Source organism: Olleya sp. Hel_I_94 (genome assembly GCF_007827365.1).
Lineage (GTDB): Bacteria > Bacteroidota > Bacteroidia > Flavobacteriales > Flavobacteriaceae > Olleya.
On sequence record NZ_VISI01000002.1, the window covers coordinates 531,794 to 551,895 of the forward strand.

The window sequence follows — 20,102 nt, forward strand, 5'->3', positions numbered from 1 at the left end:
ACTTGTAAATGCTAAATTTATAGGTAGTAAAACTTTACTTTTTAAGCGTTTTAATAATATTAATTGCTGTTTTTGTAAGGTTAGTAATGGTGTCTAAATCATAGTTACCGTCTTTATCTTTTGCTATTAGTTTTGAGCCTATACCAACACACGTTACGCCTGCATTAAACCAAGATTCCAAACTTTGTTGTGTAGGTTCTACTCCTCCAGTTGGCATAATACTAGTCCAACTACATGGTCCTTTTATTGCTTTTACATAACTTGGATTGTAAGCATTACCAGGAAATAATTTTACTATTTCACAACCTAACTCTTCTGCTCTAGCTATTTCTGTTAATGTTGCACAACCTGCAGACCATAATACTTTTCTGCGATTACATACTAAAGCAATATCCTCTCTTAATACTGGTGTGACAATAAAATTTGCTCCTAATTGCATATATAATGATGCAGCTGCAGCATCTGTAATTGAGCCAACACCCAAAATCATTCCAGGTAAATTAGCAATTGCATATTTGTTTAGTGCTGCAAAGGTTTCAAAAGCAAAGTCTCCTCTACTTGTAAACTCTAAAAGTCTTGCACCACCATCGTAACATGCTTTTAATATTTTTTTACTGACTTCTATGTCTTCATTATAAAATAAAGGAACTAAGCCTGTCTTTTGCATTACTGATGCAACTTCTATTCTTGAATATTGTGCCATGTTATTGTTTTTTATCTTGAAACTTTTCCTGATGAATCACCACTTAATAATTTTTCTATGTCGTTAAGTGTTACTAAATTAAGGTCACCAGAGATAGTATGTTTTAAACAGCAAGCTGCTACTGCTATATTTAATGCTTTTTGTTTATCTGTATCGTCATTTACTAAACCATAAATTAATCCACCCATAAATGCATCTCCACTTCCTACCCTATCTACAACCGGAGTTACCTCTTTAACATCTGCATTATAAATTGTTTTTCCGTCATATAATACGCCTCCAATACGTTGGTGCGATGCACTAACTGAATATCTCAATGTAGTCGCTGCAGTTTTTAAATTAGGGCATAATTTAAATAATTGGTCGTATAAAGCTGGCAACGATTTTTCATTTTGATAATTAGGGTCTACTTTATCTTTACCTAACATAAAAAATGCAGTATCAATATCGCCTAAAATTACATTACTATATTTTAAAAGTTCTGGCATGATTTGATCTGGAGTCTTACCATATTGCCATAATTTGGATCTATAATTTAAATCTGAAGAAATTGTAATCCCTAATTTATTAGCAACTTTTAAGGCGATTAAGCACTCATCTGCAGCAGATTGAGATATTGCAGGTGTAATACCACTCCAATGAAACCAAGTCGCATCTTTTAAGACCGCTTCCCAATCTATGGATCCAGTTTGAATAGTTGACATAGAACTGTGAGCTCTATCATAAACCACATTACTACCACGTGTACCTGCTCCAGTTTCTAAATAATAAATACCTAGACGATCACCTCCATAAATTATGTTTTTAGATTCGACATTAAATTTGCGCATCTCTTTAAGTGCACAAGCGCCAATTTCGTTATCAGGTAATCGGGTTACAAATTCAACAGGAATACCATAATTTGCTAATGATACTGCTACATTAAATTCTCCACCACCATAAGAGGCAGCAAATGTTTTTGCTTGAGAAAATCGCAAATGACGTTCTGTTGAAAGTCTAAGCATTATTTCTCCGAATGTGACAATTTTACTCATTTTATAAATTTGATTACTATTCTATTAATTGTATTAAAAGCCAGATTGTTTTGCTTAAATCTATTGTATTACCGTGAAGATAATCAATTGACAAAACAAAACAATCTGACTTTATAAATTTAGGTTATTAAATACCTAATGCTTGACCACCACCAATTTGGATAGTTTCTGCTGTGATAAATGAAGCATCCTTACTTGCTAAGAATGAAATTACACCTGCTACATCTTCTGGCTGACCTAATCTACCTAACATAATATTATTTGCCCAAGATGCAAATACTTCTGGCTTAGTCGCTTTAATTTGTGCATGAAAAGGTGTATCAATTGTACCTGGAGATACAGCATTAACACGTATTCCGTATTCTGCTAAATCTTTAGCCAATGCTCTTGTAATGGCATGCACACCTGCTTTAGACGTACCATAAATTCCTGCTCCTGGTCCACCTGCAGTCCATCCTGCATTTGATGTATAGTTTATTATTGAAGGGTGTTCTCCTTTTTTAAGAAAAGGAATTGCAGCTCTAGAAGCAAAAAATACAGAGTCTAAGTTTAATGCCATTACGTTTCTGTAAAACTCAGTTGTCATTTCTTCAAATCTAGAACGACCACCTAATCCACCTGCATTATTAACAAGTACATCAATACGACCATATTTTTCTCCAATTTTAACGATGTTTTCTGTTACTTGTGCTTCACTTGTAACATCAAAACCGTAATATTCTGCAGTGATACCTAAACCTACTAATTCTTTTAGTTTTTCAGCTCCAGCTGCATCATCAATACCGTTTAAGATTACAGTATAGCCATCTTTTCCTAATCGTTTTGCTACTTCAAAACCAATTCCACCTGTGGCTCCTGTTACTATAGCTACTTTTCCGTTTGTATTACTCATTTCTAATTGTTTTTATTGTTGTTATTCTTTATTTAAAAATCTATGTGCTTAATTAATTACTTGGTTTTAAAGGTTCTATTTTAGGACATAATATCCAGATAGCCAATAATGCAATTATTGCTAAAGCGCCTCCTATTAAAAAAGCGGGAGTATAATTACCTCCTGTTGTTATAAACGTTACTAAAAGAGTTAATCCTGCAGCACCTAGTTTTGCTGCCATACCAGCAAAACCTGATAATGTTCCTACTATTTTTCCACCAAACATATCACTAGGTAACGTTTGGATATTTCCGATTGCTATTTGAAATCCAAAAAGTAATACTGCCATAATGATGACTGCAGTTGTAGCAGATCCTGGTGCTTTAAGTAAAAAGAAACAAGGAATCATAATTAAACATCCTAATGTAATTACCATTTTTCTAGTTTTATCCACTGACCAACCTGCTGTTAATCTATTTTGCGCTATCAGACCACCAGCCCAAGCACCAATCATAGCACCAACGTAAGGTAACCAAGCAGAAAATGCGATTTCTTTAACGTTTAAACCAAAGACTTCAGATAAATATATTGGTATCCATACTATAAATAACCACCATATAGGATCTAATGCTGCTGATGCAATAATTACTCCCCAACTTTCTTTATGTTTAAGAAGTTGTGCAGTTGTTGGTACATAACCATCATCGTAATTTCCATCTTGATCTAAGTCTTGATTTTTTTGTCCAGATAGAATGTATTTTCTTTCATCCTCTGATAACCATGGGTGTGTTTTTGGTCCTGACTTTACAATGTATAGCCAAGGTATTAACCATAATAGTCCAAGAGCACCTACAACTATAAATATAGCTTTCCACTCTAAATAAGCAGATAATAATCCTATAACAGGATAGGCTACTATACCTCCAATTGCAGCTCCAGAATTAAATACGCCTTGTGCTAAAGCACGCTCTTTAGTAGGAAACCACTCTGCATTTGCTTTCGCTGCTCCTGGCCAATTACCAGCTTCAGCTAAACCTAATATTGATCTAAAAATTGAAAAACTTAGCATACCTTGTGCAAATGCATGAAACATAGTTGCTACAGACCATACACCTATTGAAAGCGCAAATCCCATTCTGGTACCAATCCAATCAAAGATTTTACCAAACAATGCTTGACCACCAGCATATGATAATATAAAAACCGTTGATATCGTTCCAAATATTAACTTATGTCCATCTTGATCCATGTCTGGGAATAGATCTTTAGCAATTTCAGGCCAAAGTGCTCCAAAAGCTTGTCTGTCTATGTAGTTAACAACTGCAGCCAAAGCTACAAGTCCAACTACCCACCATCTAAGTCCTTTTAATTTCATGTTTTTTTTTAATTTAAAAAAATAAAAGTCTAAACCAAATAACAAGTAACTACTCATTATCAGTTGATTAACTTAATTTATATTGTTTTTGATTGAAAATAATTTGAGATTTAACTATCTTAAATTATCATCTGTTTATTTTATAAGTTATAACAGTATTTATACAGTTCGTTAAAGTGATTTTTCATTGCCTGTTTAGCTTCAATTGGGTCTTGATTTTTAATGGCTTCAAAAATTAATTCGTGTTCTTTAATTGCTGTTTGAGACAAATTTTTATCACAAACATGATACTTTTCAAAATTTGTAATTATTTCTGGTGTAATAATTAACATAAAAGTATTCATTGTACTGTTTCTACTTGCTCTTGCAATAGCTAAGTGAAATAACAAATCTTCTTGAACTGCATCTTCTTTATTAATTACTTTATTTTTATAAGCATCTAAGGCAGATTTCATTTTTTCTAAATCCTCATCTGTACGTCTTAAAGCTGCTAGTCTAACCGTTTTTAATTCTAACAAAATTCGGGTTTCTACTAACGATTTAAAATCTGGATCCTCTAATCTTAAAATATCTTCTATCATACCATTAAGCGCTATGACTCCAATATTTGCTACAAATGTTCCGCTTTGTGGAATTGATTTTAACAGACCATAAAACTCTAATTTTTGAATGGCTTCCCTTACACTACTTCTAGAAACTTCAAACATTTCTGATAACATACGTTCAGCTGGCAATTTATCTCCAGGTTCAAGATTTTTTTTATTAATTAAATCTCTGATGTTAGCAATTATTGTCTTCTGAATATTAAAATTTTCGTTTTTTGTAAGGATTTCCAATTTCATATAAATAACATTTTATTTATTTAACTTTTCATGTCAAATTTAAGAATTCTGAGTAGACTTTTATTTAATTATTAAGCTAAACTTTAAGGTCTTTTTAATGACCTATAAAGCCTAACTTAACAACAAGACTAATCAAATATTTTTAGTGTTTGACTTCTAAATCATAATATCTAACTTTTGCAAAAGCCCCTTCATCTCTGGTTTGCAAATAGTTTCCTGCTTTAAAATAGTTTTCAAAAATACCCCATTTTTTCATGTGGATATCTTCGTAAACTTTGTATTCGTTTTCATTTAAAATAATCACCATTTTTCCGTCAGAAACTTCCACTTCTAAAGTAAATTTTTTGAATCCTACTTCTTGCTCAAAATTAAATCCTTCGTCATCATCCCAAGCATCTTCATGTAACATTTCTTCTTCTGTTGCATCTAAGTTTTTAAGGACTTTTGTTTTTACTCTAATTTTTCCTTTGTCCCAATAAATTTTAAGAATTGGTGGTGCATTATTATCTTTCTCTCCTATTAAATCTCTTTGTTCATTAGTTAATCTACCATGAATTTGCATAATGATAGTGCGATGATATTTACCCTCACTATCTTTAGAAATATCATCTATTGCTAATTTTCCTTTCATATAACCACCTTGCTTAAATGTCCAATTAACATTATTATCTCCAGATACCATTTGCTCTCTTAGTTCTGACCTAGAGTATTTAGTATTTGCAGTGGTTGCGCTACTTGGAAATGCATAAAAAACAATTGCTCCTTTTGTAGAATCGTTATACATATAAGGTTTTAACGATTCATTTGTAGCGTAATCCAAAATTTCTGGAGGAGACACTTCTTGTGGCTTTTTACCATCACCAGCAGGAGTTGTTACTTTCCAATGGATTAAATCTATGTTTGGCAGTTTATATCTATTTCTTTTCTTTTTTTTCTTCTTCTTTTTTGATTCAACTTTAGACTCTGTAACAACCTTATTAGATTGACAGTTAGCATTGAAGACTGAAACAAAAACAAACAAGACTATTAATTTAAGTTTTATACGCATAAGTTTCAGTCTTTAATTTTTATTGATTGTTATTAATTATTGTAAATCGGCTGTAAAATTATCTACTCTAGCTTCTTCACCTTGATTGGTGATGTAAATACTTACTGTGTTATTAGCGCCAGAATTAAACATAATGTTTACTGGCGTGTAAGCTTCTGCAGATCCAGTAAAAGATTGTAAGATTGCTGCATCTGTTTCAGCTTGAGTAGTAAATCCTCCACCTGCAAGTATTGCAACTGTACATGATCCACCAGCAGCTTCTAGTCTATATGAGTAAGAAATTACGTAATCTGTGTTTGGAGATACTTCAATTTCTTGGTAACCAATTCTGTCTCCTGCTCCTGGAAATTTAGCTGCTTGTCCACCATCTGGAACAGTACTACTTGTATTAATTTGAATTACACCACCTAAGTTAGAGTTTTTCCAAGAATCACGACCATCTCCTGAACCATCAGGTAATGTATTATCCTCAAAACTTGGTTCTAGAATAACAGGTATGATAGCTAAAGGCTCTTCTGGTTCAAACACCACAACATCTATTGTTACTGTATCAGATGCACCATTAGCGTCACTTGTTGTTAAAGTAACTGGATAAGTCCCTTCTCCTGCTTCAAATGTATAAGTAGGATCTTGATCCGTTGTTGTTACACCTCCACCAAAATCCCACAAATACATTGTAGATTCTGAGGATAAATCAGAGAAATAAATCTTTTTAAAATCATCTATATCTGCTGCATATGTAAAATTTGCAGTTGGTAAAACAGTGTCTACTTTTGAATTAGCATCTGGTAACTCAAACTCAAATTGATCTTCGCAACTTGTAAAAGTGAATGACATAATCATGCTTACAAGTAAAAACGTAGTCGTACGAATAATATTAACTTTGTTTTTCATATTTTTTTATGTTTTAATATCCTGGGTTTTGACTTAAAAGTCCATTACTTATATTAATTTCTCTAGCTGGAATAGGTAGTAATAAATCTCTTGTATTAAAAGTGTAGTCCATCTCTGTAGCATGTGCACTTAATACTGAGTTTGCAATTCCAAATCTTACTAAATCAAAGAATCTATGGTTTTCAAAAGCCAATTCTACACGTCTTTCATTAATTAAATCTTGTTTAGTAATCGCATCTGGAGCATCTATAGTTGGCATATTAGCTCTTAATCTAACTTCGTTAAAAGAATCTCTTGCTGCTTGTACTGTTGTTTGCGTACCACCTGCCATAATAGCTTCTACATGCATTAATAATACATCTGCATAACGTGATACAATCCAATCGTTTCCTGCTTGACGTGGATTTGGACCATAATTATCTGCCAATCCAAAACCATTAGGTAAAAACTTAGCTACTTCGTAGAAAGAACCAACTGTAATGTAAGATTCTGCTGTTCTATCTCCTCCGTATAGTCCAAAGTCCGCAATTAAATTATCGTTAATTACATTTAAGCCATCTTGTCTACCAACAGATGTTGTAAACTCTGATGAGAATCCTTGACTCTCTGCAGTGTTACCTGCTACATAACCAATTGCAAATAGTATTTCATCGTTTAATTCTGAGTAATACACATCATGAAAGTTTGGCATTAATGAGAATTGCATGCTTTGTATTATTGATTCGCATAATTGTTGAGCGCCTAAATAATCTGGTGATTGTTTAGTTAAATATACTTTAGCTAATAATGCTTGTGCAGCTGCAGTAGATGCTCTTGACTTGTAAGTACTATTTAAATTTAATATTGCTTCTTGTAAGTCTTCAATTATAACAGTGTAAATAGTTGAAGTACTAACTCTTGTAAAAAGTACATCTGTTTCTTCTGGACCAACTACAGATGTAATTAATGGTACATCACCAAATAAACGTACTAGGTTAAAGTAAGCGTATGCTCTTAAAAATTTAGCTTCAGCTGTGTAAGATGCTCTATTTGCTGCATCTGCTTTTTCAATATAATTTAAAACAGTGTTTGCTCTAAAAATGATCTCGTAAGAACTAGCATAGTAATCCTCTACTTCCACATTATTAGCATCTACTAAATATCTATGAAAATCTGCTTTAGATCCTTCTGTTGTAGCAGATCTAGTATTATCAGTTCTCATTTCTGTTAAAAGATATTCAAACTGTACACCTCTATTATAATTTGAAGAGTTAGTTTCGGTATCTTCATTTACGCCTTGAATAGCATCGTAAATTCCGATAATTCCAGCAAGTACATCGTCATCGTTATTAAAAAACTGATCAACTACTACTACTGAGTCTGGCGTTGGGTTTAGAAAATCATCGTTACAAGAAAATAACATCATTCCTGAAACTAAGACCGCTATATATTTTATATGTTTCATAATTTATATGTTTTTTTTAATTAAAAGTCTACGTTTAAACCAAAAGAGATAGTTTTAAAAATAGGTGTACCTGCTCTTTGCGCACCATATTGTGTTGGTGTATCATCATCTACAAACTCTGGGTTAAATCCATTATACTCACTAGAAGTAATGTATAATAAGTTTTGAGCAGTAGCATAAACTCTTAATTTAGATAAACCAATTCTTTCTGTTATGTCATCCGGTAAAGTATAACCTAAGTTGATGTTTCTTAAAGAGAAGTAAGATGCACTTTGTACCACGTCATCTGTTAATACTCTTTCTTGTAAAAATGAAGCATCTGGAATAATTCCTGCATCGACTACTTCTTGCGGACTAGTCGTTGCACCTTGCCAATGTGTTGCAAAATATTGGTCTCCAATGTTTTTAACCTCTGCACCATGACTACCTTGAACCATGAATGAAAAATCAAATTGATCATAACTAAACTCATTAGTTAAACTCCAAACTAATTCTGGGTAAGGATTACCTAAGATTGCTTTATCTTCTTCTGTAATTAAACCATCACCATTTAAATCTTTTACAATTACATCTTGTGATTGTCCATTAATTGGGAAGTATGGAGACTCCCAGTATTGATTTGCTAATTCTGTATCTACTACATAACCATAAAAAGATGATATTGGGTTACCTACTAGGTTTATCCATTGTGAGTTTCTACCAAATGTATCTTCTGGAGTTGCACCATTTGAATCACCATAATCAGTTAATTCATTTTTGTTTGTAGAAGCGATTAAAGTTGTGTTCCATCTAAAGTTTTCTGTCGAAATATTTTTTGTTCTAAACTCTAATTCAAAACCACTATTTACTACTTCTCCTAAGTTTACAATACCTTCAGAAAAACCTGTCGTGTAAGATACTGGGTTGTTTAACAATAAGTCATTACTTGTTCTTTTATAATAATCTAAAGAACCACTAATTTTGTTGTTAAATAATCCAAAGTCAATACCTGGATTAAATTCTTTTGAAGCTTCCCATCTTAACTCTGCGTTTGCAATATTAGCAGGAGAAAAACCTGTAGTAACGTTACCATCTATAATAGCATTTGAGTCGTTTAATAAAGATAAGTATGCGTACCAATCTGTAAGATCACTTCCTGTATCAAAGTTTTCGTTACCTGTAAGACCGTAACTTACTCTTAATTTTAAGTTGTTTACAACATCGCTTTCACTTAAAAAATCTTCGTTAGATACATTCCAACCTAAAGATAATGCTGGGAAGTTACCCCATTTTGTACTTGCTCCAAATACAGAACTTGCATCACGTCTAAATGACGCTGATAACAAATACTTGTCGTTATATGCATAGTTTACCCTTCCAAAATAACCGATTTTATTTTTTTCGATATTATATTCTCCGTAGCTAGCAATTGTAGTTGCTGCATTAAGATTTTTAATTAAGTCATTAGTATAACCAGAACCTTCTACTGCACTGTTTTCAATTCTTCTATTTTGAACTGTAAAACCTGCAAGAAAATCAAACTCATGGTTTCCAAAATCTTTAGAATATGATAAGGTGTTGTCCGATATTATACGTCTAGATTCTCTGTTTTGCAACTCGTAAGATGCTCTACTTGCTCCATTTTGGTGGTGTTTTGTACCATTCCAACGCGTTCTTTTTCTTCCCTCTAACGTAACACCAAGTGATGTTTTAGCTGTCAGTCCGTCTAAAATTTCATAACTTAAATATGTAGAACCTAAAAGCTTATTATTAAATTCATAATGCTCTCTTTCAGCATATTGCGCGTAAGCATTAGCATCTCCAGATGTACGTGGTCTAGTAGAACTACCATCTCCATCTAAATCAAGCTCCATTAAATGATCTTCTAAAAAGTAATCTCCTACTTGAAGATCTGGAAAATAGTAATTTGCAGAAGGGTCGTCTTGATTTACAAATTGAAGCGACTCTTCAGTATGATAAATTGGTAACCAAGGTGACTGTCTTATTGGATTGTGAATTGATGTTGGTAATGCTCTTCTTTTAGAATAAGAAGGAGTAAGACTTGCACCAAATTTTAATTTTTCGTTTAGCTTTGTATCTACTTTTAGTTTAAAGCTATATACTTTATAGTCATCTGTTAATACAACACCTTCATCATGAGAATATCTTAATGCTGTACTAAACTTTGTGTTTTTGTTACCACCTCTAGCAGAAAGCGAATGGCTAGTAATTTTACCTCCATCAAAAAACACATCTTGCCAATCTCTGTCTACACCTAAAGTACTAACTAATAGTTGCATGTACTGTGTTCTTTCTGATAGCTCACCAGTTTCAGCTAATTCTTTTGCAGCCCAATCACTTACGCTTTTTTTATAGTTATCACTATCGTGTGCTTCTTTAAATCCTGTATAAGTGTCATAGCTAAACTTAGTTTTTCCATCCTTACCACTTTTTGTGGTAATAATTATAACTCCGTTTGAACCTTCACTACCATATATTGCTGCAGATGCTGCATCTTTTAAAACCTCAAAAGACTCTACATCGTTCATATCAATACTACCAAGAAAATCAGAACTAACAACAATTCCGTCGACTACTACAGCAGGACCAGAACTAGCATTAATAGATCCTGTTCCTCTAATACGAATGGTTGGTGCAGCTCCAGCCTCAGCAGATGTTGCTTGTATATTAACACCAGACACTTGACCAATTAATGCATCATCAACTCTAGGTACAGCGATTTGATCTAAATCATCATTTACAACCTTAGATATTGAACCCGTTAAATGGCTTTTCTTTTGAGTGCCATAACCAATTACAACGACTTCTTCTAAAGTATTAGCATCAACAGTTAAAGATATATTAACTTGTGTTTGCTTATCAATAATTACTGATTGAGCAGCATATCCAATATATGAAAACTGTAAAACGTCTCCAGCTTTAGCATCGATTTGATAATTACCATCAAAATCTGTACTAGCTCCTGTATTGGTGCCTACAATAATAACATTAACGTTAGGTAATGGCATATTGTACTCTGCGTCAACCACTACCCCTTTTACTGTTAACTTTTCTTGCGCAAAAGCTGCAATACACATAAAGAGCATTGCAAATAGTGCCGATTTAGCTTTTAAATTCATAATTAATTTTTAAGTTTTAGTTAATTAATTTGTTTCACTAAAAACATAAATATTAGGCAAGTATCAATATGTTTGTTACTTTTGTAATGTTATGTTTTTGCATAATAACTTCCCGTCAAAGAAGTATTTTTATAAAAAGGATAAGTTTTAAAACTTGTCCTTTTTTTTATTTATTTACTATAATTCAAATTGGTTTACCAATCTGGTTTACCAAATATATATAAAATTTTGTTAATTACAACGTTTTCGTAAAATTTAAATGTTAAAATAGAGGATGTTAGTGTTAAAATAGCAAATAAATGTGCGTTACGCTATTACTATATTTTTTAACTAAAAACCTTCTAACATGTAGATAAATAAGAAATAATAATGCTTATTTATCCGAAAAATACGACGGTCCAACACCTGTTAAAAAATCTTCTCTTACAGGACTAAAAGTATCTATTAGCTGTCCTTCTTCTAAACAAATTGCACTATGTAATAGATTTGGTTCAATATAAACACCATCACCAGCTTCAACAATTTGCTTAACACCATCAATTTCAAATTCAAATTTTCCAGAAACACAATACGTAGCCTGTGTATGAAAATGTTGATGAGGCGCACCTAAAGCTCCTTTTTCAAACTTTACACTTACCATCATAATTTGATTGTCATAACCTAAAAATTTTCTGGAGACACCACCTCCTAGTGTTTCCCATTCCATGTCTTTTGCGACAATGTACTTTTCGCTAAATCTTTTCATTTTTATCTGTATTTAATTATTTTATTTAAAATAATAAGAACCTGACCATTCGTAATCCTTATCGTTAATTGTAACTTTATGTTTTGCATCTACTAAAGCATTTGTATTAGCTGTTATAAACAATTTAGTAACACCCTTTACATTAGTAATTTGAATAGCTGTATAGGCTTCCGAGTTTAAGACTACGTTTAATTGCTTTATATTACTGTTGGAATTGATAGCAGACTCAGTTACTGGACTGTAACTTCCATGTGCTTCTATAGTGGATACAAAAATGGTGTTTTTAGCATTTTTACGTCTGACCATAAATGCTGCCTCACGTCTTAAATTAAATTCTGGATCATTTGCTCCAATCCTAGTAAACAGCAAGTCATCATTTGCATCTGTCAAAGTTGTTAATGTGTAAAACTTACCTTTATTTAACCATGAAAGTTGACTATTATCATTAGTCGCTTTTGCTGTAGCTTCAACAAATAAATGTTGATATCCATTCTTGCTACCTAATGGATTTAGTGCATTAGTTGTTTTATAATCAAAATTGGTTTGAATTAATTGCCCTAAAAAATAATATGGGAAATCATATTTATTAGGCTTGTTTGAAGTCACCTTCATAATATCTAATACGTATGGTTTTTCAAAATCTTCGTCTTTAATGACTGCCATAGTGCGTAAAAACTCTGTATTTGGATAAGCATTACTATCTTTTGCACTTGCTACTTGTACATTTGTATTATCTGAAGAAAAATAATTTAAAACAGAATGATACTGACTACCAACTTCATATTTTGCGTCAAAGTGAGAGGTTTCATTTTGAGTAATCGTATTATGTGCAATGGTTTGTTTTGCCCAAGTTTTATTTTCTTTTAAGTAATTTCCGCCTCCTTTTTGCTCAATGTTTACATATCTAGCTAAACCATAATCTTGTATAACTTCTTCTCCATTTTCATATAAAGAATAGGATAACTTATCATAATGCCCATGACTTGATCCTTGCGCTGCATATTTAAATACTAATTCTATAGTTTCGTTTCTTAAAACTGCAACACCACCTTGTGCACCTTCTGGTCCATCAGATAGGTTAATAGATTTTTTAGAAAAAGGTGTTGCTTTGTTGTTTTTAATACCAAGTGCTACAGCTAATCCAGAGTCGTCTAATAAGACACGATCTTGTGCTTTAGCGATACTTAATAATCCAGTATCTTGTGTTCCAAAATGGTACGAAATATCTACTGCTGTGACTAACGCACTTGTGTAATACGACATCCCTTTTTGACCATCATTTAAAGGAAAAAAATCTCCATCTGCATCAGATAAATTTAATAGTGCATTAATTGACTTAAGTAAAACACCATTTTTATATTCAAATATTTTTAACTCTGGTTTTACATTATGTAATCCTTCAGCAAAAATTAAAAAAGGATACATAGCATAGCGCTGATAATAAGGTCCTTCATTATAATAACCATCTGGTGAAAAAGGCTCTTCAATATTTGCTAAAAAACCAGCTTTTCCATCTTTGTTTAAAAAACCACCATCGTCGTCTTTTTTGTTAGAGTCTAATTTTAAATCTTTAATACCGTATAATGCACGATCTATCAATTCTTGATCATCCATAACTAAACCAATCATTCCTACAGCTGCATTTCCCCAGGTACTGTGATTGTGTACGCGTTGATAAAATTGTGGACTGTCTATAGAGATATGATCTGCAAATGGTCTGAATAAATTGGTTTCCAGCGTATTGCGTTCTTCTTTAGTTAAATAATTATAAATACAATCATAAGCTTGACTTACATACACTAACCAATTAGAATCATTTAAACATTGCCAAAACAATTTACCTCTAGCATAAGACCTTGTTTTTGGATGTAATGGTAATGTTTTATACAATGCTTCATACTGCATCAACATATCTTTTACATATTTAGCATATTTCTGGTCATCTAAAATTTGATATAAAACACCGGCTTTTTGCATAATAATCATGTTACTTTTATGTTTTACATGAGTATATCCACCAGAATAATCTACTGGAATTGGTGTATCAATACCCAAAGCAATTTCGGCATCAACTTCTTCTTTAACCAGTTGTAATGTTTTATCAAAAATTGGAATGTTACCTAGTTGGGCTCTTATATCTTTTACGCCTTGAGCAGTTAAAATTAATTTTGGATGGCTTTGGTTAGCGTTGTAATTATCTTTTTCAACCTTTTTTTGAATTATTGTTGACTCATTATTATTACATGATAACATAATACATACCAACATTAGTGCTGTACTTTTTAAGAATAAGGCTATTTGTTTAGTCATTGTTATTTAATTTAAGGCAATTTCTAATTGATACACTTGATTTCCATATACAGGAATTTTAGCAGTTTTATAAGCTTTTTTATTTACAGTCTTTAATGGTTTACCATCAACCATAACTTGCATATATAAATCATTGTAAGGTTGAGACAGTAATTGTATTGTTATGGTATCATCATTATTAAAAATATAAATATCCGAAGTCTGAGAAAATGAAATAGATACCTGTTTGTTAGTTATTGTTTGCACAGAAAATAATAAAGAAGCCTCTGCCTTAGTCAACGAGACTGCATCATTATTACTAGCTTTCCAGTCAGTCTGATTTAATTTCCAATTATTAATATTAGGTATTGCTTCTGTTTCGTCAATACGTTTATCATAGGTTTTAAAAGGAAAAATGACACTTATAAAATTAAATGAGTTTTGATTATTTTTAGAAACGACAGACCATTGTTTACCTCTGGCTCCATCTGTTTTTACTGAATCTATAGTATTTAATTGTAAAATATCTAATCCTGAACCGTTATCAAACGACGCTCGTAGTAAATTTGGTCCATTTTCTTTGGTATAATGTCCTTGCCAAACTTGTTTATAAGTATGATTACTTTCTGATTTAAAATTGTCTTTTACTATCCAAAACTCTTTTTTTATAGCTATCACTTGTCTTACATAATCAACACCAATGTTATTAAACCCATCGTGAGTACCCACAAAAACATCCATTACATCATTATTAAACCATGTAAGTGTTTTAGGTTGCGCTATTTTTTTAAATTTGCCAAAACCACTACCTCCTTTATTACTTGTATATTGCTTTCCTAGTAACTGATCATCCACTAAAGCAACATTTTTAGTCATTGAGTTTTTAAACAATTCTAGGTCTGAAAGTGAATACCTAACTTGATAATTAGGCAAAACTACCTTACCATTAGACATAGCTTGAACACCAAGTACATCTCCATGTTGATGGTCTGGTTTTATAGGGTCTACTCCTGCCGAAATAACCATCATATTATCATGTTTATCCCAACCTTCCCTCATTATATAGTAACCAGTATCTGGAAAATCTAAGGATAAGGCTTTAGGAGGTGATGATTGCTTGTTTTTAAGTTTATCTAACTGAGTTTGACTAGCTGTCCAATAAAATTTAGTACTTAATTGATCTGTTGCAAAATAACCAATCTCAGGATTTTCAAAAAGTAGATACCCTAAAGTCATGGCTCCAGAAATATCATTAGTTTCTGCCCAAGGTGTATCTGTATCATCTGACAGTACAGGAGCTGATTTATCTGGAAAAGCAATTTTTGAAAGCGTTGTAAATAAGGACTTTAGTTTACTTTCCCAAACAGCATCTATAGGTAGTTTACTTTTTTTAGCTAATTGGTATACATAATAATAAGTTCCAATGTCGCTAATGTGGTAATGCACTGTGCGCTCAAACTGGAAACCGTCATTATTAATTTCTTTATCTAAATGCGCTCCTAAAAGTGTCATTGCATGATTATACCATTGATCAGCACCTTCAAAATCTTTTAAAATAATGGCAATCATTGCTAAAGCTGTTAGACCTCTAGTTTGGTGATTACCAGGTACAAATTCTTGATTATTTTCAAACAAATGTTGAGCGTGTTGCAAAAAAGTAGCTATTGTTACAAGTTGTTCTTGATCAGAATAACCCGATTGACCCAAAAATAAACTATGTAATTGTAACCAATTTATAACACGATAACCTGACCTAAAAGCTTCGTAAACACCATTGCCATCAGGAATAGTTTCAAATTGATTATTAGCTAATGCTAAATTTAATGATGCTAATTGCTGAGTGAAATAATCTAAATATTTTTGGTTTTTATTTTGATAAAAATAGTAGTATCCTATATCTATCATTTTATGTTGTCTAGCCAAATGCCTTAAAGCATAAGCATTTACTGGCTGACCATTTTGATAGTTAAAAGGAAGTTTCCATTGTGCATTTGCTTCAAATTTTGCTAAATGATCTAAAGCACGCTCTGTATGTCCAACTTCCGCTTCGGGATAAATGGTTTGATACTCTTTAAATCGTTCTTCATTTGTCTTCCAATCATAAAAATAACGCTCTGAAAATTTTTCTCTGAAATACTCAGCCAATCTTTGTTCTGATAGGTCACCATTTGCAATAAGCTGTTTTTTTACAGACTCAGTTAAATAATTACTCAGCTCTGGAATAGGTAGTACTTTGTCAGAGGGAATATTTTGAGCACCTAAAAAGTTTACAAAACCTAGGCATATTATTAAATTGAAGCAAAAAACTTTCATATTAATACATTAATTTCAGTTTCAAATTTTGCACAACTTTAATTTCACCAGAATTGGTAATAGTATTATTTTCAGGCTTTTGATCTTTTTCTCCCCAAAGAACAGCTACAATCTTAACTGGATTATTTTTAAAGGTATTATTAGCAAATTCAACATTAACAATACCTCTATTTTTAATCAAGATATTTTCAGTCTCAGATTGTCCACAATTTGTAACCGTATTATACTTAAATACTAAGTTTCCACCAATGGTAGACTCGTCATAACCACCACGATAATAATTTAAAACATTAGCATCCACATTACTAAAAGTATTATTCGTTACGTAAACAAACTCACTGTTATAATCACCTTTGTCGTTAGTCTCTTTATTTAATTGAATCCCACTCTTACAATTTTTAATAATTGAATTAGCTACCGAAACGGTATCTGCAAAAGACCCTTTTGACACTTCTAATACGCTGTTAAACTCACTAACTTCTGTATTATTAAGCCACAATCCATAAGCGCTACTCATGTTTTTGTCTAAAGTTTTAAAGGCTGCTTGGCTTTGGTTTCCTTTTAAAATAAGGTCTTCGATATGCAATACACCTTTTGGCTGCATTGAAAAAGCTGTAATATTTGATGTAAAACTTATTTCTGCTTTATTATTTTTATCTGTAGATTTTAATGTAATTAATTTAGAAATTGGTAATTCCTTATTAACTAGATATGCTCCAGGTTGTAAGCTTATTGTGTCTCCAGAATTAGCTTTTGCTAAGGCTTCGACCAATTGGACTGACGTGCTAACTTTAATCGTTTTAGCTTCGGTTTTTGCTTTATTTGTATTATACCAATTGGTTCCGTAATTAGATTTATCGTATAATACTTTGTGGTTTCCTGTATTAATAATTGCTCCAACAGTAGTATTGTCTGCAGTTCTTTTATTTCCGAATAGGTCAGTATCAATCGTTTCAAAATCAAAACCTGAATACACATTACCATTTGCTAATTTTGGCACCATTAATTGCGGTGACACTGCTGTAACGTCCATATTAGTAGTAATTAAACCTTCAGGTTTTACTTCACTTTTATTGTCGCTATTAGTGTAATTACTTTTAAATAAAACACCATCTACCTTATCATAATTTTTAATTGGAAAATCAAAAGGTGTTTGATTGTATAAAACATTGTTAGCAATTACCGTTCTAGTTGGTCTAGCAGAGCGAATTTCGGATTTTGGTAACACGTCACTTTGACTAACATTTGACCCAACACTAAAGTGAAAAGGTGTTTTTGTGTCTATAAAAGAATTATGTGCAATAACAACATCTGTAACTTGATTATAACGATTTAATGGCGATTTAGGAATTCCATTCATTATAGCTAAAGGCGCTCTAAACGTTTCACCTTTAAGGTTATAAAAATAATTATTTGTAATCCAATGTCCTGTATTAATCACTCTAATTCCACCAATAAATTGTGAATTATCATTACCTATAAAAATGTTTCCATCTATTGTAGCATAGTTTCCGTGACGTAAAACTAAAGAGCCTTCGCTTTCAAAAAACACATTATTTTTAAATGTATTATTGTTTGATTTACTAGAGATAATTTCAACTTCACCATTACAACGTTCAAATAAATTATTTTCTACATTGGTATGTGATGGTGTCATAGATGTACCACTGTCTCCTATTTGCATAGTTTCGCCATGTGGACCACCTTTTCTTGGTCTAGGTCCAAAATGATTGTTTATTATTTGATGGTAGTTTTTTACATGTTGGTTACCATCTAATCTTACCATAACGGTTGGACCAAAATTTGATTTTCCGGTTATATAATTATTACTTAACTGATTATGTCTTCCCCAAAATTCTACCCAATGGTCACTAACATCTCTATCTGGTTGTGTAAAAGCATCAATTACACAATTAGTTACTATACTATGGTTAGCAATTAAAGTATCATTAATTTTAAATTGAATAACATTTTCTGAAGGCGTATAACCGTTTTTAAAATGTAGCCCTTCTACTACTAAATAGTCTCCACCAATTTTTAAGTTTGAAATCCCTTCTATACTTACTTTTCCTGGAGTTTCCGCTTTTAGCGTGATTGGCTTATTTGAAGTTCCTTTACCATAAAATTCAATTTCAACATCTTTATATATACCATCTGCTAATACAATGTTATCTCCAGCTTTACTATCCTTAATTGCATTTTGCAATTCTTCAATAGAATTCACCTTAATATTATTAGAAATTTCTGTGTTTCCGCAGGAGACTAATACTATGGTAAGTAGTAAAAATGTTATTATTTTTTTCATCTATATATTGATTAATTTGTTGTTGTTATAATTTTTAATGTATCACGTTTAAACTAAAATATTTAATGTACGCAAAACCGTTTGGGCTGGTAGTACCTAAATAATTTCCAGCTTTAAAGTAGTTATGAAAAGGCCATTTATTTAAACTTACGTCAGTATAAACAAGTGGTTCTTGATTATTTAACTGTACTTCTACTCTACCAGTTGAGGCTAAGATCCTAAAATCAAAAGCTTCAAAGCCAACGTAACCTAAATTGTGTTTAATATCAAACCATGTAGCACTTGAAGTTTCTAGAAGTGCATCACCAGAAGTTGTTTGGTCTATTAATGATTTTTTATGTGACCATATGTAACCATCTTTCCAATATATTTTAATTAAAGGAGGTCCATTATTAGAAGAAAATCCATGAATAGCCATATCCTCTTCGGAAATTATACCATGAATCTGCATTACGATTACCTTATGAAAATTTGCACTAGTATCTGCATCTTCTGAAATAGATACCACTTGCAATCTTCCAATCATTTCGCCTCCATCGTTTAAAGACCAATTTTGCTTAGCATTATTTGGATTGATTAATTCTCTTAGTTCTGTTCTGGAATACAAACTATTTGAGGTTGAAACATCAGGAATAGAATAAAACACTAAGCTATTGTCTGAAGTATCATCATATAAATATGGTTGAATAGCTGTTTCATTTTGATAACCAAAACCTACTAATTGATTTGGTTGAAACTCGTCTGGAGAACCATTATTATTTAAATCGACTGGTAAAGTTAATTTCCAATTTGTAAAGTCTATTATGGGTGTGCTATTTTCAGTATCCAGAATTTGACCAATAGTAGTCGACGTATTGTTATCCTCTGGATTATCAACCGATGAACAAGACATCCATAAACTTAAAAACAAAGCTGTTTTTAATACAAATGCGGTTGAAGAAAAAGCGAATTTCATTATAAAAATATAAAAAATTAGAAATTGGTTTACCAAACTGGTTTACCAAATATAAACGTTTTATATTAATATTAAAATTTTTAACGGTTTTATTAATAAATTGTTAATTATTAGCCTTTAAATTGATTAAACAATAAGTAGTAATAAATTTAAGTTAAATCATAT

General features: G+C 31.8%; 14 protein-coding genes. All 14 read right to left on the minus strand.

The features are described from left to right. Positions 1–34 precede the first annotated feature (34 nt). Positions 35–703, minus strand: coding sequence for a bifunctional 4-hydroxy-2-oxoglutarate aldolase/2-dehydro-3-deoxy-phosphogluconate aldolase (locus JM82_RS05385; protein ID WP_145001704.1), 669 nt, complete (start codon positions 701–703; stop codon positions 35–37). A gap of 11 nt (positions 704–714) precedes the next feature. Continuing rightward, positions 715–1,737 (minus strand): sugar kinase, encoded by a 1,023-nt coding sequence (locus tag JM82_RS05390; protein WP_145001705.1) that lies wholly within the window; start codon positions 1,735–1,737, stop codon positions 715–717. Between the two features lie 127 nt (positions 1,738–1,864). Further along, the gene (locus JM82_RS05395; RefSeq protein WP_145001706.1) at positions 1,865–2,629 is read right to left on the minus strand and encodes an SDR family NAD(P)-dependent oxidoreductase; all 765 of its coding nucleotides are present in this window, start codon (positions 2,627–2,629) and stop codon (positions 1,865–1,867) included. 52 nt (positions 2,630–2,681) lie between these two features. Further along, complete coding sequence (locus JM82_RS05400; RefSeq protein WP_145001707.1) at positions 2,682–3,983, minus strand: MFS transporter; 1,302 nt, start codon at positions 3,981–3,983, stop codon at positions 2,682–2,684. 140 nt (positions 3,984–4,123) lie between these two features. Then, the gene (locus tag JM82_RS05405) at positions 4,124–4,825 is read right to left on the minus strand and encodes a FadR/GntR family transcriptional regulator (RefSeq protein WP_145001708.1); all 702 of its coding nucleotides are present in this window, start codon (positions 4,823–4,825) and stop codon (positions 4,124–4,126) included. A 142-nt stretch (positions 4,826–4,967) separates the two neighbouring features. Next, positions 4,968–5,873 (minus strand): polysaccharide lyase family 7 protein, encoded by a 906-nt coding sequence (locus JM82_RS05410; RefSeq protein WP_145001709.1) that lies wholly within the window; start codon positions 5,871–5,873, stop codon positions 4,968–4,970. A gap of 36 nt (positions 5,874–5,909) precedes the next feature. Next, complete coding sequence (locus JM82_RS05415; protein WP_145001710.1) at positions 5,910–6,767, minus strand: PKD domain-containing protein; 858 nt, start codon at positions 6,765–6,767, stop codon at positions 5,910–5,912. Between the two features lie 13 nt (positions 6,768–6,780). Continuing rightward, the gene (locus JM82_RS05420; RefSeq protein ID WP_145001711.1) at positions 6,781–8,211 is read right to left on the minus strand and encodes a RagB/SusD family nutrient uptake outer membrane protein; all 1,431 of its coding nucleotides are present in this window, start codon (positions 8,209–8,211) and stop codon (positions 6,781–6,783) included. A 20-nt stretch (positions 8,212–8,231) separates the two neighbouring features. After that, positions 8,232–11,330 carry a SusC/RagA family TonB-linked outer membrane protein gene (locus JM82_RS05425; RefSeq protein WP_145001712.1) on the minus strand — a complete coding sequence of 1,033 codons (3,099 nt, stop codon included), beginning with the start codon at positions 11,328–11,330 and terminating at the stop codon, positions 8,232–8,234. A 373-nt stretch (positions 11,331–11,703) separates the two neighbouring features. Continuing rightward, positions 11,704–12,075 carry a cupin domain-containing protein gene (locus JM82_RS05430; protein WP_145001713.1) on the minus strand — a complete coding sequence of 124 codons (372 nt, stop codon included), beginning with the start codon at positions 12,073–12,075 and terminating at the stop codon, positions 11,704–11,706. A gap of 21 nt (positions 12,076–12,096) precedes the next feature. Then, a complete protein-coding gene (locus tag JM82_RS05435) occupies positions 12,097–14,385 on the minus strand; it encodes an alginate lyase family protein (protein ID WP_261375326.1) in 2,289 nt (762 codons plus the stop codon). A gap of 6 nt (positions 14,386–14,391) precedes the next feature. After that, a complete protein-coding gene (locus tag JM82_RS05440; RefSeq protein ID WP_145001714.1) occupies positions 14,392–16,677 on the minus strand; it encodes a heparinase II/III family protein in 2,286 nt (761 codons plus the stop codon). 1 nt (position 16,678) lies between these two features. Beyond that, positions 16,679–18,982, minus strand: coding sequence for a chondroitinase-B domain-containing protein (locus JM82_RS05445; RefSeq protein WP_145001715.1), 2,304 nt, complete (start codon positions 18,980–18,982; stop codon positions 16,679–16,681). A gap of 34 nt (positions 18,983–19,016) precedes the next feature. Continuing rightward, entirely contained in the window at positions 19,017–19,937 is a 921-nt protein-coding gene (locus JM82_RS05450; RefSeq protein ID WP_145001716.1) for a polysaccharide lyase family 7 protein, read from the minus strand. Positions 19,938–20,102 lie beyond the last annotated feature (165 nt).

Excerpts from the sequence above, each read along its gene's own strand:
- JM82_RS05390 (WP_145001705.1), bottom strand. The coding sequence starts at position 1,737 with ATGAGTAAAATTGTCACATTCGGAGAAATAATGCTTAGACTTTCAACA.
- JM82_RS05395 (WP_145001706.1), bottom strand. The coding sequence starts at position 2,629 with ATGAGTAATACAAACGGAAAAGTAGCTATAGTAACAGGAGCCACAGGT.
- JM82_RS05410 (WP_145001709.1), bottom strand. The coding sequence starts at position 5,873 with ATGCGTATAAAACTTAAATTAATAGTCTTGTTTGTTTTTGTTTCAGTC.
- JM82_RS05400 (WP_145001707.1), bottom strand. The coding sequence starts at position 3,983 with ATGAAATTAAAAGGACTTAGATGGTGGGTAGTTGGACTTGTAGCTTTG.
- JM82_RS05385 (WP_145001704.1), bottom strand. The coding sequence starts at position 703 with ATGGCACAATATTCAAGAATAGAAGTTGCATCAGTAATGCAAAAGACA.
- JM82_RS05435 (WP_261375326.1), bottom strand. The coding sequence starts at position 14,385 with ATGACTAAACAAATAGCCTTATTCTTAAAAAGTACAGCACTAATGTTG.
- JM82_RS05415 (WP_145001710.1), bottom strand. The coding sequence starts at position 6,767 with ATGAAAAACAAAGTTAATATTATTCGTACGACTACGTTTTTACTTGTA.
- JM82_RS05405 (WP_145001708.1), bottom strand. The coding sequence starts at position 4,825 with ATGAAATTGGAAATCCTTACAAAAAACGAAAATTTTAATATTCAGAAG.
- JM82_RS05430 (WP_145001713.1), bottom strand. The coding sequence starts at position 12,075 with ATGAAAAGATTTAGCGAAAAGTACATTGTCGCAAAAGACATGGAATGG.
- JM82_RS05425 (WP_145001712.1), bottom strand. The coding sequence starts at position 11,330 with ATGAATTTAAAAGCTAAATCGGCACTATTTGCAATGCTCTTTATGTGT.
- JM82_RS05445 (WP_145001715.1), bottom strand. The coding sequence starts at position 18,982 with ATGAAAAAAATAATAACATTTTTACTACTTACCATAGTATTAGTCTCC.
- JM82_RS05450 (WP_145001716.1), bottom strand. The coding sequence starts at position 19,937 with ATGAAATTCGCTTTTTCTTCAACCGCATTTGTATTAAAAACAGCTTTG.
- JM82_RS05420 (WP_145001711.1), bottom strand. The coding sequence starts at position 8,211 with ATGAAACATATAAAATATATAGCGGTCTTAGTTTCAGGAATGATGTTA.
- JM82_RS05440 (WP_145001714.1), bottom strand. The coding sequence starts at position 16,677 with ATGAAAGTTTTTTGCTTCAATTTAATAATATGCCTAGGTTTTGTAAAC.